Source organism: Actinoplanes sp. NPDC019969, assembly GCF_055562375.1.
Genome location: NZ_JBVHFK010000005.1, coordinates 1 through 14,198 on the forward strand (window position 1 = coordinate 1; position 14,198 = coordinate 14,198).

Below are 14,198 nucleotides of genomic sequence, written 5' to 3' on the forward strand. Positions count from 1 at the left end.
CGGCGGGTGCGGGAGACGGATCTGGCGGCGTACGCGAACCAGGATCTGCCGTTCGAGCGGTTGGTGGAGCGGCTGGCGCCGGAGCGTTCGCTGTCACGCAACCCGCTGTTCCAGGTGATGCTGGCTCTGCAGAACACGCCCGGGCAGAACCCGGCTCTGCCCGGCCTGGAGACCGGTGTGCAGCCGGTCGACCTGGACGTCGCCAAGTTCGACCTCACCTGGAATCTCACCGAGCGCCGCGACGACGGCGCCGCGCAGGGCATCGACGGCGTCATCGAGTACCGGACCGACCTCTTCGAGGCGCCGACCGCACAGGCTCTCGCCGACCGTTTCCGGCGGGTGCTCACCACCGTGGTGGCCGCACCCGGCACCCGGATCGGCGACATCGACGTGCGCACCGCCGAGGAGCGCGCCGCGGTCACCGTCGCGTCCCCCGCCCCGCGGACCGCGTCGAGCCTGATCGAGGCGTTCGCCGCCCAGGTGGACCGCACCCCGGACGCGATCGCGGTGCGCGGCGACGACGCCACGCTGACCTTCCGCGAACTCCGGGAGCGGGCCGATCGGCTGGCCGGCGACCTGGCCGGGCACGGGGTCCGCCCCGGCGACCGGGTGGCCGTACGGGTCCGCCGGTCGCCCGACCTGGTCGTCGCCACCCTGGCGATCGTGCGGGCCGGCGCGGCCTACGTCCCGCTGCACTCCGGGTTCCCGGCCGAGCGGGTCCGTACCGTGATCGGCGAGACCGGCGCCCGCGTCCTCGTCGCGGACGAGCCGGTGCCCGGAGCGGAGTCCTGCGTGCGGGTCGCCCCGGCCGGCGGCCCGGAGGCGACGGCGCCCCTGCCGCCGCCGCAGCATCCGGACGCCCTCGCCTACGTGATGTACACGTCCGGGTCCACCGGCGTTCCCAAGGGGATCGGGGTGACGCAGGCCGACGTGCTCGCGCTGGCCGCCGACCCGTGCTGGCGTTCCGGCCCGGGGGAGCGGGTCCTGCTGCACTCCCCGCACGCCTTCGACATCTCCACCTACGAGCTGTGGGTGCCGCTGCTGACCGGCGCGGAGATCGTGGTGGCGCCGGCCGGCGACCTGGACGGCGCCGACCTCGGCGCGGCGATCCGGGACGGCGGGGTGACCTGCGTGATGCTCACCGCCGGGCTGTTCGGCCTGCTCGCCGACGAGTACCCGGACTGCTTCGCCGGCGTGCGCGAGGTGTGGACCGGCGGTGACGTGGTGTCCGCCAGCGCGGTGCGCCGGGTCCTCGAACACTGCCCGGACACCGTCGTCCAGCACCTCTACGGACCCACCGAGACCACCCTCGGCGTCACCGCGGCGACGTTCCGCGACGCCGCCGGGGTCCCCGCCACCCTGCCGATCGGCCGTCCGCTGGCCGGGGTCCGGGCCTACGTGCTCGACCGGCGCCTGCAGCCGGTGCCCGCCGGTGTGATCGGTGAGCTCTACCTGGCCGGAACCGGTCTGGCCCGGGGCTACCTGGGCCGGGCGGCGTTCACCGCCGAACGGTTCACCGCCGACCCGTTCGGCGCGCCCGGCGAGCGCATGTACCGCACCGGCGACCTGGTGCGCCGGGACACCGCCGGGGTGCTGCACTTCGCCGGCCGCGCCGACGACCAGGTGAAACTGCGCGGGTTCCGGGTGGAGCCGGGCGAGGTGGAGGCCGCGCTGGCCGGCCACCCGGACGTGACCCGGGCCGCCGTGGTGGTCCGTCGTGACCGGGTCACCGATCCGCGGCTGGTGGCGTACATCGTCCCGGCGGCCACCGCCCCGGACCCGGCCGGGCTGCGTGCCCACCTGGCGGCGTCGCTTCCCGAGTTCCTGATCCCGTCGGCGTTCGTCAGCCTGGACCGCCTCCCGCTGACCGGCAACGGCAAGCTGGACCGGGCCGCGCTGCCCGCGCCGCAGAGCCGGACGTCCGCCACTTCGGACGCGCCGGCCGACCCGCGCGAGGAGCTGCTGTGCCGGCTCTTCGCCCGGACGCTCGGCGTGGAGCGGGTGGGCCGCACCGACGACTTCTTCGACCTCGGTGGGCACTCCCTGCTGATGGCCCGGCTGGCCGGGCGGATCACCGCCGAGCTGGGCGTCAAGGTCGGCATCCGGGACCTGTTCGAGGCGCCGACGGTCGCCGCGCTCGCCGAGCGGCTGGCGGCCGGCGTGACCACCGATCCCCTCGACGTGGTCCTGCCGTTGCGCACGGCAGGCAGCCGCCCGCCGCTGTTCTGCGTGCACCCGGCCGGCGGGATCGGCTGGGTCTACTCCGGGCTGCTGCAGCATCTGACGGATCAGCCGGTGGTGGCCCTGCAGGCGCGCGGCCTGAACGGCCACGGCACGCTGCCGGCGTCGATCGACGAGATGGCGGCGGACTACGCCGAGCAGATCCGGCGGGTCCACCCGGACGGTCCGTACCACCTGCTCGGCTGGTCGTTCGGCGGCCTGGTGGCGCAGGCGGTGGCGGTCCGGCTGCGCGCCGGCGGCGCCCGGGTCGAGCGTCTCACCGTGCTCGACGCGTTCCCGGACACCTGGGAGGAGGGTGTCGAACTCACCGAGACGCAGATCCTGCACCTGCTGCTCAACGCGGTCGGCCAGTCGCCGGAGACGCTCGGCGACCGTCCGCTGACCCGCGAGACGGTTCGCGAGGTGCTGCGCGCCGAGGGCAGCGCCCTGTCCCACCTGTCCGGCGCCGACATCGACGCCATGCTGGCCGTCTTCCGCAACAACAGCCGCCTGATGCGCGACCACCGCATCGCCCGGTACGACGGCGACCTCACGTTCTTCACCGCCGCCCGGGGCCGCCGCCCGGACGCGCCGGACGCCGGGGCGTGGCGCCCCTTCATCACCGGGACCATCACCGACCACGCCGTGGACACCGACCACGGCGGCATGACGCGGACCGAGGCGCTGACCGAGGTGGCCCGCGTCCTGAACACCGACCCGCAGGCCTGACCGACCGGCCGGGCCCTCGCACGAAAGGAACCTGTCATGACCAACCCGTTCGACGACGACGAGGCCGAGTTCTACGTGCTCGTCAACGACGAGGGCCAGCACTCGCTGTGGCCGGTCTTCGCCGACGTGCCCGCCGGCTGGTCGGTGAGCTTCGGCCCCGACGCGCGACAGTCCTGCCTCGACCACATCGACGCCACCTGGACCGACCTGCGCCCGCGCAGTCTGGTCGCGGCGATGAGCGGTCACGGTGACGGCCGTGACTGACATCCCCGCCGCGGTCCTCACCGACTATCTGACGCTCGTCGACGACAGCTGTGTCGCGGTGCTGCCGCACGCGATGCGGCTGGCCGCCGAGTTCGGCATCGGTGACGCCCTGGCCGAAGGCCCGCTCGGCAACGAGGAACTGGCCCGGCGCGTCAACGCGAACCCGGACGCGCTGTACCGGCTGATGCGGGCGCTGGCCAGCGTGCGGCTGGTGTGGGAGAGCACCGACGGCACCTTTCACCTCACCGCCACCGGCCAGCGCCTGCGCTCGGACCACCCGGCCAGTGCCTGGGCCTGCGTGGTCAACGCCGATTCGCAACGCGCGTGGCTGCGGGCCGGCGACACGGTCCGCGACAACCGGTCGGTCTTCGACGAGGACCACGGCGGCGAGTTCTTCGCTCACAAGGACCAGGACCCCCAGGCCAACCGGCTCTTCCTGCGCCGCATGCGGGAGCGGGTGCGCCGCACCTACTCCCGCTTCGCGGCCACGGTCAACTGGCGCGACAGCCGGGTGGTCATGGACATCGGCGGAGGCGACGGGTACGTGCTCGGCACCGTCCTGGAGACCGCGCCGCACCTCGAGGGGGTGCTGTTCGACCGGGCCGCGGTGATCGGCGAGGTACGCCCGCCCGAGCGGATGCGCCTGGCCGCCGGCGACTTCTTCCGGGAGCTGCCGGCCGGCGCCGACACCCACCTGCTGTGCAGCGTGCTGCACGACTGGACCGACGAGCAGTCGCACACCATCCTGCGCAACAGCCGGGCCGCGCTCACCGCCGGTGGCCGCCTGCACATCGTCGAGATGGTGATCCCGCCGGGCAACGACTGGCACCCGAGCAAGTGGAGCGATCTCGGCATGATGGTGCTCACCGGCGGGCGGGAGCGCACCCGGGCCGAGTTCGAGCGGTTGCTCACCGGCGCCGGCTGGACCCTCGAGTCGGTCCGGCCTCTTCCCGAATCCCACTTCAGTGTCATCACCGCCCGCTGAACAGGAGAGACAGCCATGAGCCAACTCAGCGTGAACCACATCGAGATCTACGCGCCGGACGCGACGGCGCAGGCGTCCGAACTGACCAGCACGTACGGCTTCGCCTTCGTGGGTGTTCGTGAGGAGCCCGGGCACCGCTCGATCGCGCTGCGGCAGGGCGACATCCTCGTGGTCGTCACCGAGGCCCGCGACCGGCGGCACCCGGCCGCCGGGTTCGTCGAACGGCACGGCGCCGGGGTCGCCGACATCGCGCTGCGCACCGGCGACGCCGTGACCGCGTACGACCAGGCGGTCGCCGCCGGGGCCAGGCCGATCACGCCGCCTGCCGTCCGTGACGGATGGGTGACGGCGCGGGTCGGCGCGTTCGGCGACGTCGTGCACACCTACGTGCAGCCGCCCGCCCGGCCCGGCGGCCGGTTGCTGCCGGGCTTCGGGCCGCTGCGCGAGCCGGGCGACTCCGCCGAGCTGCTGACCACCATCGACCACTTCGCCGTCTGCCTGGAGCCCGGCACGCTGGGTGACACGGTCCGGCTGTACGAGTCCCTGGGCTTCGCGGCGATCTTCGAGGAGCGGATCGCGGTCGGCGCCCAGGCGATGAACTCGACAGCGGTGCAGAGCACCTCCGGCGGGGTCACGTTCACCCTGATCGAGCCGGACGTGACCGTCGAGCCGGGTCAGATCGACGAGTTCCTGCGCAACCACGGCGGCCCGGGCGTCCAGCACGTCGCGTTCGCCGCCCGCGACATCGTCGCGGCGGTCGGCGCGCTGACCAGCCGGGGCGTGACCTTCCTGGACCCGCCCGCCGCCTACTACCAGCTGCTCACCTCCCGCCTGGAGCCGATCGCGCACAGCGTCCCGGAGCTGCGGGAACTCGGCATCCTGGCGGACGAGGACCACGACGGGCAGCTGTACCAGATCTTCACCGCGTCCACCCATCCCCGCCGCACCCTGTTCTTCGAGGTCATCGAGCGGCTGCGGGCGCAGACGTTCGGCAGCGGCAATGTCCGTGCGTTGTACGAGGCGGTGGAGCTCGAACGCAACGCCGCCCTCAGCGAAGCATGACCGTCCAGCTGCTGAGCGGGGTGCGGGTCGGCGCCGGCGACCTGCACCCCAGCCTCGCCGACCCGGCCATGACGTCGATGAACCTGCTCAACGAGGTGGCCGCCCGGTATCCGGGTGCGATCTCGCTGGCCGCCGGCCGGCCCGCCGACGACGGCGCCGGGGTCGCCGACGTGCACCGTCTCATCGACGTCTACTGCGCCCACCTCGAGCGTGACCGCGGCTGGGCGCCGGACCGGGTGGCCACCGAGCTGCTGCAGTACGGGCGCACCAAGGGCATCATCCACGAGCTGGTGGCCCGCTACCTGGCCCGGGACGAGGACGTCACGGTCGACCCCGAGTCGATCGTGATCACCGCGGGGGCGCAGGAGGCGATGGTGCTGATCCTGCGGGCGCTGACCGGCGGCGAGCACGACGTGGTGCTCGCCGCGGACCCGACCTATGTCGGGTTCACCGGCGCCGCACGGTTGCTGGGCGTGCCGGTGCTCGGTGTGCCCGACGGCGGCGACGGGATCGACCCGGACGACCTGGTCCGGACACTGATCGAGGCCCGCCGGGCCGGCCGCCGTCCGCGGGCGCTCTACCTGGTTCCGGACTTCGCCAATCCGACCGGCGCCACTCTCGGCGTGGCGGTACGGCGCCGGCTGCTGGACATCGCCGCCGAGCACGACCTGCTGCTGATCGAGGACAACCCGTACGGGATCCTGCAACCGGCGGTGGACCGGCCGGCGACGCTGAAGAGCCTGGACCGGCACGGCGTCGTGGTGCACATCGGTTCGTTCGCCAAGACGGTGATGCCCGGCGCCCGCATCGGGTACGCGGTCGCCGACCAGCCGGTGCTCGGCGGCGGAATCCTCGCCGACGAGCTGGCCAAGCTCAAGAGCATGCTGACGGTCAACACGTCGCCGATCGCGCAGGCGGTGGTCGGCGGGAAGCTGCTGGAGAACGGATGCAGCCTCGTCGCGGCGACCCGGCGGGTGACCGAGCGCTACCGGACCGGGATGCGGCGGCTCAGGGAGGGGCTGGCGGCTCGCCTGACCGGGGTGCCCGGGGTGCGGTGGAACAGCCCGTCCGGCGGGTTCTTCACCGTGGTGACGGTGGGCTTCCCGGTGGACGACGGCCTGCTGGAGCACGCCGCGCAGCGCCACGGGGTGCTGTTCACCCCGATGACCCACTTCTACGCCGGCGCCGGTGGGGAGAACCAGCTGCGGCTGTCCTGCAGCGCGGTGACCCCGGCGCAGATCGACACCGGCCTGGACCGGCTGGCCGCGCTCATCCGTGAGCGGACCCGGTGACCTCGCGGGCGGGGCGGCCGTCCGCCGTTCCGCCGCTCCGCCCGCACAGTCCCGACTCGTACGCGTAGATGACCGCGTGCAGACGGTTCGGCACGTCCAGCTTCCCGAGGAGGTTCTGCACATGCGACTTGACCGTGTGCTCGGAGAGCGTCAGCTTCCGTGCGATCTCCGCGTTGGACAGGCCCCGGGCGATCAGCGTCAGGACGTCGCGCTCACGGCGGCTCAGCCCGTCCAGCTCCGGGGCCGGCGCCGTCGCGGCCGGCTCCGCGCAGCCCGGGCCGAGCACCCGGTACCCGGCGGACACCATCCGGACCGCCGACGCCAGCTGCGACGGCGTGACCGACGGCGGGAGGGTGCAGTCCGCGCCGGCGGGCGCCGCCGTCCCGGCCGCCCCGAGCGCCACCACCCGGACCCCGGCCCAGGCGGCGTGCGCCGCCCGGATCGCCTCGGCGCAGGCCGTCGCGTCCTCCCCGCCGAGGTTCAGCAGCAGTACGTCGGGGCAGCGGCCGGCGACCGCGGTCCCGACCTCGGCGGTGGCGCATTCCCCGGCGATCAGCAGGTCCTCGTACGGCTCGAGGGCCGCCCGCAGACCACCCCGGATCAGCGGCGCGGATCCGGCGACCAGCACCCGCAGCAGGTCCGGATCCGCCGCGCGGTCCTCGTCGGGGTATGCCGGCAGGACGCGCAGTCCGGGCCGGCCCACCGTGACGAGCTCCCGGCGTTCGGCCAGCCGCATCCCGTGGTCCATCTCAACCTCCCGGTTGTCGGTGTCCACACGGTAACCGGGCCGGAGCCCCGGTCCCGGCGCCGTTGAGTTGGGCTTGAGAGATGGCCGATGCCCACCTTCCCGGTACCTCTGTCTCCTCCGTACCCCTGTCGAAAGGACATGTCATGGCACGCCGCCTGTTCACCTCCGAGTCGGTCACGGAAGGCCACCCGGACAAGATCGCTGACCAGATCAGCGACGGGATCCTCGACGCCCTGCTCGCACAGGACCCGAGCAGCCGCGTCGCGGTGGAGACCCTGATCACCACCGGACAGGTGCACGTCGCCGGCGAGGTCACCACGCAGGCGTACGCCGACATCCCCAGCATCGTCCGCGACACCATCCTGCGCATCGGCTACGACTCGTCGAAGAAGGGTTTCGACGGCGCGTCCTGCGGCGTGAGCGTGTCCATCGGCTCGCAGTCGCCCGACATCGCGCAGGGTGTCGACACCGCCATCGAGGAGCGCGAGGGGGAGGCCGGCGACAAGCTGGACAGCCAGGGCGCCGGCGACCAGGGCATGATGTTCGGTTTCGCCTGCTCGGAGACGCCGGAGCTGATGCCGCTGCCGATCGCGCTCGCGCACCGGCTGGCCCGGCGGCTGTCGACCGCGCGCAAGGACTGCACGGTTCCGTATCTGCGCCCGGACGGCAAGACCCAGGTCACCATCGAGTACGACGGCCTGCGTCCCGCCCGGCTGGACACGATCGTGGTCTCCTCCCAGCACGCGAGTGGCATCTCGCTGGAGTCGCTGCTCACGCCGGACATCCGGGACCATGTCATCGCGCCCGAGCTGGAACGCCTCGACATCGACACCGGGGGTTACCGGCTGCTGGTGAACCCGACGGGCCGGTTCGAGATCGGCGGCCCGATGGGTGACGCCGGCCTGACCGGCCGCAAGATCATCGTCGACACGTACGGCGGTTACGCCCGGCACGGTGGCGGGGCGTTCTCCGGCAAGGACCCGTCGAAGGTGGACCGCTCCGCGGCGTACGCCACGCGGTGGGTCGCCAAGAACGTGGTCGCCGCCGGTCTGGCCGAGCGGTGTGAGATCCAGGTGGCCTATGCGATCGGCAAGGCGCACCCGGTGAGCCTGTTCGTGGAGACGTTCGGCACCGAGAACGTGCCGGTCGAGCGGATCGAGAAGGCCATCAACGAGGTGTTCGACCTGCGCCCGGCCGCGATCATCCGGGACCTGGACCTGCTGCGCCCGATCTACCAGCAGACCGCGGCGTACGGCCACTTCGGCCGGGAACTCCCGGACCTCACGTGGGAGCGCACCGACCGCGCCGAGGCTCTGCGGGACCTGGCCTGCTGACCATCCGTTCCGGATGAGCCCCGGCCCCATCAGCCGGATCGCGGCGTCGAACTCGTGGCCGCGGCGGTCCATCATGGTGGGATGGAACCGCAATCGGTGACGGGCAGCGTCGTGTTCGGCGACGTCGTCATGATCAGCGGGGTGGACGGGCCGGTGACGGTCAGCCGGGACCGGCCGCCGTACCGGGTCGTGCCGGCCGAGCACACCCCGGTGCCGGTGACCGCGGCGCGGGCGCCCACCTGCCCGCCCTCGCCGCGGTCCTGACCGATCCCAGCGTGATCCTGTCCGGTCTCGGCCGCCGCCGGCAGGCCGTACCCCTGGTCGAGGAGGCCGTCGCCATCCGGGGGCGACTGGCGGAGGACGCCCCGGAAACCTGCCTGCCGGAGCTGACCTCTACCGCAACGGCCTCGCCCGCTCGCTGGACCGGCTCGGCCTCCAGATGTGGGAGGCCGGGCTGCGTACCCAGGCTCCCGGACCGGCCGAGGAGGCCGTGACGATCTATCGGCGGCTGGCCGCGGCAACTGCCTCGCGCCCGATCAGGTCCCACCGCCGCCGGAGGACCGGCCCTCACCGGCCTCGCCGCGCGGCGAGGCCGGCGGAGCGCAGTCGGTGAGCGAGTCACGGGTGGCGGGGCCGGTCCGGCAGATCGACCAGATCGGCGGCGACGTCGAGACCGGCCGGTGACGCTCGCTCACCTTCGGGTTCGTCCGCACCGCGGCCGGCCGGCCCCCTCCGCCTTCGCAGCGACGGTGAGGGCCGGCCGGGATTCAGGCGGAGCGTGCGGCGAGGATCTCCGCGGCCAGGGCACGGGCCCGCGGGTCGGTGCCGTTCTCCTGCTCACTGCGGGCCAGGGCGATCGACTGTGCGATCACCTCGTCGAGGTGACCGGTGGCGGCGGCGTCGAAGGCCGGACCGGAGAGCTTCGTCAGGGTCTCCAGGTCGGCCGCCGTCACCATGCCCGGCATCGGCATGCCCACGTGCGGGTTCTCCGCGGGCAGCCCGGCCAGGGCGTGCAGGGCCCGCAGCTCCGGCAGTTCGGCCTCGGTCCAGACGCGGACGCGCGCGGCGAGGTCCCGTGCCGCCGTGCCGTCCGCGCGCTCCGGAACCGCGTCGAGCAGCGGAAGGACCTGCTCGTTCATGGCCAGGGTGACCTCGATCCAGGCCAGGTCGGTGCCGCCGAACGTCGTCGCCGGCACCGACCTGGCCGGGAATGCCGCCGGGCCGCCGCAGCCGGTGAGCAGGAGCATCGTGGTGAGAACGGCTACCAGTCGCACGGTGGTCCCTCCTTCACCTTGCCGCGGGGGACGCGGGTCAGCCGAAGGACGGCGTGGTGCCGCACTTGGCGTTGGCGTTGATGCAGACCTTGACGAGCGCGGCGAGCCTGGCCGGGTCCCAGGCGTTCATGAAGTCGCCGTGGATCGACGACGCCATGCCGGACGACAGCGTCAGACCGTCCCCGCCGAGCGAGTCGTAGCCGAGCATCATCGAGATGTTCGGGATCGCGACCGGGTACTTGCCGGTGCACACCCCGTCGACCGCCGGGCCCATGTGCGACTTGTGGTCCGGCGAGTCGATGTGCTTGCCGTCCCAGCAGTCCTGATAGGTCAGCTGGTAGATCAGGTTGCCGCCGGCCGCGCATCTCGGCCAGTTGCCGTCCGCGCTACGCCCGATCTCGGCGCTGCCCGCGCACCAGAACTGCCCGCTGGCGCCCTTCGGCGTGGCCACCTGCCTCTTGGCGTCCCCCTGCACCATCACCAGGCCGGGCGGGAACGGCTTGACCGTGGCCGGGTCCTTGATCTTCGCGCCGTAGTAGGCCCGGAAGTTCTTCATCTTCACCGGCTTGCCGTTCAGCAGCAGCGTCGGCGCCCAGTAGGCACTGTTGTCACCGGCGGCGTCGCACGTGGTCGGCCGGGTGCGCAGCTGCTCCGTCGTGGTGTTCGCGTCCACCTTCGGGCCGAAGAAGGTGTGCAGGTGCGACGCGCCGGGCAGCCTCGGCAGGACGATCGGGTCGTCGGTGGCCTCGTTGGCGACGGTGCAGTTGGTGTGGAACTCCGGCACTCGTACGATCCCGGCCGGCACCGCCTTGGGCTGCGCCGCCCTGTGCACGGCGAGCGTCTCGTTCCAGGCCTCCTGGTCGACCGGCACCCAGCCGCCCGGCGACGCCGGCGGGTTCGACGGCGTGGCGGCCGGCGCCGTCGCGGCGGCACCGACGTTGAGCCAGTTGAGGTTGACGAAGTCGGAGCGGGACGTGCTCTTCATGACCAGGACCAGCGTCTGCGGCCCGGCCGGCGCCGTCGCGGCCTTCGCGCTGACGGTCTGCCACTTCTGCCAGCCGCCGGTCGACGCCACCGGGAAGGTGGCCAGCAGCGTGCCGGTCCGGCTGCCCAGGCGCGCCTCGATCGAGCCGCCGGCGGAGTTCTGCCCGGCGATCCGGGCGGTCAGCGTGCCGCTCGCGATCGTGACGCCGCGGTACTCGAGCCAGTCCCCGTCGGTTAGCCAGCCGACGTTCTCGCCGCCGCCGGTGTCCGGGGTGCTCTCCGTCCGGGCGCCGGACTGCGCCGCGTAGGCCTCGGCCTGGATGGTGCCCGGGGCCGCGACCTCGTCGGCGCCGGCGGTGGCGACGTAGACGCCGCTCACCCCGAGCGCCGCGACGACCGCGGCGCCGAGGACGACCCGTGTGGTGCGGCGGCGCCGACGCGGATCCGCCGGGGCGACATGCCGGGATTCCATACCCATATCGATCCTCAACAAAATGGCGGGGAAAGGGTTCGGCACGAATTATGCAGACGCCCCGACGGCGTTTCAATGTGCCAAGGAAGAATTCATAAGCCCAGCTCAGGGCGTTGCTGGTGGCCGCGATTCGGCCTTTCGATAACAGTTTTTCCCCAGCGTCTTCTTAAGTTTCCATTAAGTCGACGAGGTGGGGTCATGCGGTCAGGACCGCGGTGAGCTGGCGGGTGGTCTGGGCCCGCACCCACGGGTTGGTGGCGGCGTAGGCCCGGTGCGCGAACACCCCGCCGATCAGCGACCGCCCCCGCCCGCGGGCCCAGGTGGCGTCGTCGATGTCCAGCGCCTCCCGGAAAGCGTCGCGGGCCTCGCCCTCGAGGAGGGTGAACGCCATCATCAGGTCGCGGGCCGGGTCGCCGCGGCCCAGGCCGCCGAAATCGATCACGGCGCCGACCCGGCCGCCGGTGGTGAGCAGGTTCCCGGTGTGGAAGTCGCCGTGGTACCAGCACGCCGGCCGGTCCCAGGCCGGCGCGGTGACCGCCTCGTGCCACGCCGCGAGCAGAGCGCCCACATCGAACTCGCCGGCCAGGCCGGCGATCGCGGCGCGCACCTCGGCGTCCCGGTCGGCGAGCGGCTCGTCGGGCTCGACGGCGCCCGGGTCGTCCAGGTCAGCGGCCCACAGCGCCGTCAGGAAGCCGGCGAGCCGCAGCGCCGTCTCGACGGAGTCGCCCAGCTCCTCGAAGCGGGCCGTCGCACCGCCGAGCCACCGGGAGACGCCCCAGGGCCACGGAAAGCCGAGGTCCGGCGCTCCGACGGCGACCGGCTCCGGGATGGCCAGCGGCAGTTGTGGCGCCAGCCGGGGGAGCAGGCGCAGCTCCTTGGCGGCCTGATGGACGGCGCCCTTGTGGCGGGGCAGGCGCACCGACAGGCCGGGCCCGAGCCGGTAGATGACATGGTCGGACCCGCCCGGCGTGACCCGGCGCAGGTCCAGGCCGGCCCACTGCGGGAACTGGCTGTCGACCAGGCGGCGCGCCAGCCGCTCGTCCGCCTCGAACCGTACGGTCGTCACCGCCCTAGATAGCCGTGTTCCGCCAGGTGACGGGCCCGTTCCTCGTACGCCGCAGGGTCTTCCGGAGAGACCGTGGCCAGCCCGTCGACGTAGCGGTTGAACATGCAGAACGCGGCCGCGATCAGAACCGTGTCGTGGATGGTCCGGTCGTCCGCACCGGCCGCCCGAGCCTCGGCGATGTCGTGCGGGGTGACCGCGTGACCGTCGATCCGCACCCGGTCGGCGATGGCGAGCAGCGCCCGCATCTTCGGCCCGGCCGCTTCCGGGTCGCCGGCCAGCACCTCGTCGAAGTCGCCGCTGAGCCGGCGCGCCACCGCGCCGTGGGCCTGGGCGCAATAGACGCAGTCGTTGCGGCGCGACACCCACGCCGCGATCGTCTCGCGTTCGGCGGGCGTGAGCGGGGACGGCCCGCGCAGCAGCGCCTCGGCGAGCGAGCCGAGGGCGCCGGCGGTGTCCGGATGGGCGGCGAGCAGTCCGGCGATCCCGGGGAGCGGCGGCAGCGGGATGTGAGGCACGACGCCAAGCCGATCACGTCCGGCCGCCGATGTCCATGCTGTCCCGCCCGTGCCGCCTTTCCGGGGTCAGAGTCCGTCGGCGACGGCGGCGGTCACCTGGAGCCAGGCGGTGCGGCTGGCGGGGGTGAGGGCGTCGTAGGCGATCGGTCCGCCGGCGACGAGTACGGGATCGTGGGGCACTTCGAGCACGGCCCGGGTCAGCTTGCCGAAGTGCCGGCGGAGCCGGTCCCGCAGCGCCGTGTCGGGGGTGCGGGCCGGGGCGGCCAGGACGGTGACGGCGTTCTCGACCAGAGCCTCGTGGCCGGTGGCGCGCAGGGCGTCGGCCAGCCATGCCGCGCTCTGCGAGGTGTCCTCACGGATGGTGGAGACGATGACGAGCTGGTCGGCGGCGTCGACGGCCGCGCGCCAGTTGGAGGCGCGCATGTTGTTGCCGGTGTCGATGCACAGGATGCGATAGAACCGGCTGAGGGTGTGGTGCATGCGGTTGAAGGCGTCGGCGTCGATGCTGGCCGCGCCGGCGGCGTCCTCGTCGGAGGCCAGCACATCGAACTGCGCGTCTCCCTGGCTGCGCACATAGTTGTCGAGGTCCCCGACCCGGGCGCTGCGGATCTCATCGAATCGGTGCAGGTCGCGGAGCAGGTCGACGGCGGTGTTGGTGTGCCGTGCCGGGGTGGCGCGCCAGCCGAGGGTGCCTCTGGTCTCGTTGTTGTCCCAGGCGAGGACGTACCCGCCACGGTGCACGCCGAACGTGGCGGACAGCAGCAGGGTGGCGGTCGTCTTGTGGGCGCCGCCCTTGGGGTTGACGACGACCACCGTCTTGGGGCCGCGCAGGCTGCGCTGTACGGACTGGACGGCAAGACGGTGGCTCAGTTCCGCCGGGCCGGGGCCGGGGGCGACGAGGCCGCCGGTGACGCGTCCGACCGCCGCCCGCCATCCGGTCTTGGCCGGTCCGGTCGGTGGCGCCGGCCGGTCGGCCATCAGGTCGTCGAGCGTGGGCAGCGGCGCGGCGTCGTGCGGGCGGGCCGGCGCCGACGGGGGGACCGGCGGTACCCGCTCGGCGGTCGATGGTGAGGGGCCGGTCGTCCACGGCGAGAGCGGCCTGCTGGTCGCTGCGCCGGCGTGGTCGGTGGATCGCGAGTTGCCGGCCGGTGGCCAGGTCGAGTCTGCGGATTCGGACATGCTTCCTCCGTATCAACAAGCGACGGCGTCGCACCTGCGGGGCTGTGCGGTCTCGTGTGTCAGCGTCGACCCTC

At 73.1% G+C, this 14,198-nt stretch carries 14 protein-coding genes; 7 read left to right on the forward strand and 7 right to left on the reverse strand.

Going from position 1 to position 14,198, the window contains the following annotated elements:
* The 5 genes from ACZ3II_RS16045 to ACZ3II_RS16065 form a co-directional block, all read left to right on the forward strand.
* Positions 1-2,949, forward strand: a 2,949-nt coding sequence (locus ACZ3II_RS16045; protein WP_465518417.1) for a non-ribosomal peptide synthetase, incomplete at its 5' end; no start/stop codon positions are given.
* A gap of 36 nt (positions 2,950-2,985) precedes the next feature.
* On the forward strand, positions 2,986-3,213 hold the full coding sequence (locus ACZ3II_RS16050; protein ID WP_465518418.1) for an MbtH family protein: 228 nt from the start codon (positions 2,986-2,988) through the stop codon (positions 3,211-3,213).
* Positions 3,206-4,198, forward strand: coding sequence for a methyltransferase (locus ACZ3II_RS16055; RefSeq protein WP_465518419.1), 993 nt, complete (start codon positions 3,206-3,208; stop codon positions 4,196-4,198). Before ACZ3II_RS16050 ends, ACZ3II_RS16055 begins: the two co-directional genes overlap by 8 nt.
* Before the next feature lie 15 nt (positions 4,199-4,213).
* Complete coding sequence (gene hppD / locus ACZ3II_RS16060; protein WP_465518420.1) at positions 4,214-5,260, forward strand: 4-hydroxyphenylpyruvate dioxygenase; 1,047 nt, start codon at positions 4,214-4,216, stop codon at positions 5,258-5,260.
* Positions 5,257-6,552, forward strand: a complete 1,296-nt coding sequence (locus ACZ3II_RS16065) for an aminotransferase-like domain-containing protein (protein ID WP_465518421.1) — start codon at positions 5,257-5,259, stop codon at positions 6,550-6,552. The genes hppD and ACZ3II_RS16065 overlap by 4 nt, the downstream gene beginning before the upstream one ends.
* Here ACZ3II_RS16065 and ACZ3II_RS16070 read toward each other — a convergent pair.
* Positions 6,530-7,300: a response regulator transcription factor gene (locus ACZ3II_RS16070; protein WP_465518422.1), complete on the reverse strand. Its 771-nt coding sequence runs from the start codon at positions 7,298-7,300 to the stop codon at positions 6,530-6,532. The genes ACZ3II_RS16065 and ACZ3II_RS16070 overlap by 23 nt on opposite strands.
* A gap of 143 nt (positions 7,301-7,443) precedes the next feature.
* Between ACZ3II_RS16070 and metK the strand changes: the two genes are divergently transcribed.
* Positions 7,444-8,634, forward strand: coding sequence for a methionine adenosyltransferase (metK, locus tag ACZ3II_RS16075; protein ID WP_465518423.1), 1,191 nt, complete (start codon positions 7,444-7,446; stop codon positions 8,632-8,634).
* Positions 8,635-8,715: 81 nt separating this feature from the next.
* Entirely contained in the window at positions 8,716-8,898 is a 183-nt protein-coding gene (locus ACZ3II_RS16080; protein ID WP_465518424.1) for a hypothetical protein, read from the forward strand.
* A 272-nt stretch (positions 8,899-9,170) separates the two neighbouring features.
* Here ACZ3II_RS16080 and ACZ3II_RS16085 read toward each other — a convergent pair whose 3' ends face one another.
* The 6 genes from ACZ3II_RS16085 to ACZ3II_RS16110 all read right to left on the reverse strand — a co-directional run bounded on the left by ACZ3II_RS16085 (position 9,171) and on the right by ACZ3II_RS16110 (position 14,124).
* Positions 9,171-9,329 carry a hypothetical protein gene (locus ACZ3II_RS16085; protein WP_465518425.1) on the reverse strand — a complete coding sequence of 53 codons (159 nt, stop codon included), beginning with the start codon at positions 9,327-9,329 and terminating at the stop codon, positions 9,171-9,173.
* Between the two features lie 72 nt (positions 9,330-9,401).
* On the reverse strand, positions 9,402-9,908 hold the full coding sequence (locus tag ACZ3II_RS16090) for a DUF305 domain-containing protein (RefSeq protein ID WP_465518426.1): 507 nt from the start codon (positions 9,906-9,908) through the stop codon (positions 9,402-9,404).
* Positions 9,909-9,945: 37 nt separating this feature from the next.
* Entirely contained in the window at positions 9,946-11,364 is a 1,419-nt protein-coding gene (locus tag ACZ3II_RS16095; RefSeq protein WP_465518427.1) for a DUF1996 domain-containing protein, read from the reverse strand.
* A gap of 196 nt (positions 11,365-11,560) precedes the next feature.
* On the reverse strand, positions 11,561-12,430 hold the full coding sequence (locus tag ACZ3II_RS16100; protein ID WP_465518428.1) for an aminoglycoside phosphotransferase family protein: 870 nt from the start codon (positions 12,428-12,430) through the stop codon (positions 11,561-11,563).
* Positions 12,427-12,945: a carboxymuconolactone decarboxylase family protein gene (locus tag ACZ3II_RS16105; RefSeq protein WP_465518429.1), complete on the reverse strand. Its 519-nt coding sequence runs from the start codon at positions 12,943-12,945 to the stop codon at positions 12,427-12,429. Before ACZ3II_RS16105 ends, ACZ3II_RS16100 begins: the two co-directional genes overlap by 4 nt.
* A 66-nt stretch (positions 12,946-13,011) precedes the next feature.
* Complete coding sequence (locus tag ACZ3II_RS16110; RefSeq protein WP_465518430.1) at positions 13,012-14,124, reverse strand: MinD/ParA family ATP-binding protein; 1,113 nt, start codon at positions 14,122-14,124, stop codon at positions 13,012-13,014.
* Positions 14,125-14,198 lie beyond the last annotated feature (74 nt).

Excerpts from the sequence above, each read along its gene's own strand:
- ACZ3II_RS16050 (WP_465518418.1), top strand. The coding sequence starts at position 2,986 with ATGACCAACCCGTTCGACGACGACGAGGCCGAGTTCTACGTGCTCGTC.
- hppD (WP_465518420.1), top strand. The coding sequence starts at position 4,214 with ATGAGCCAACTCAGCGTGAACCACATCGAGATCTACGCGCCGGACGCG.
- ACZ3II_RS16065 (WP_465518421.1), top strand. The coding sequence starts at position 5,257 with ATGACCGTCCAGCTGCTGAGCGGGGTGCGGGTCGGCGCCGGCGACCTG.
- ACZ3II_RS16070 (WP_465518422.1), bottom strand. The coding sequence starts at position 7,300 with ATGGACCACGGGATGCGGCTGGCCGAACGCCGGGAGCTCGTCACGGTG.
- metK (WP_465518423.1), top strand. The coding sequence starts at position 7,444 with ATGGCACGCCGCCTGTTCACCTCCGAGTCGGTCACGGAAGGCCACCCG.
- ACZ3II_RS16080 (WP_465518424.1), top strand. The coding sequence starts at position 8,716 with ATGGAACCGCAATCGGTGACGGGCAGCGTCGTGTTCGGCGACGTCGTC.
- ACZ3II_RS16095 (WP_465518427.1), bottom strand. The coding sequence starts at position 11,364 with ATGGAATCCCGGCATGTCGCCCCGGCGGATCCGCGTCGGCGCCGCCGC.
- ACZ3II_RS16110 (WP_465518430.1), bottom strand. The coding sequence starts at position 14,124 with ATGTCCGAATCCGCAGACTCGACCTGGCCACCGGCCGGCAACTCGCGA.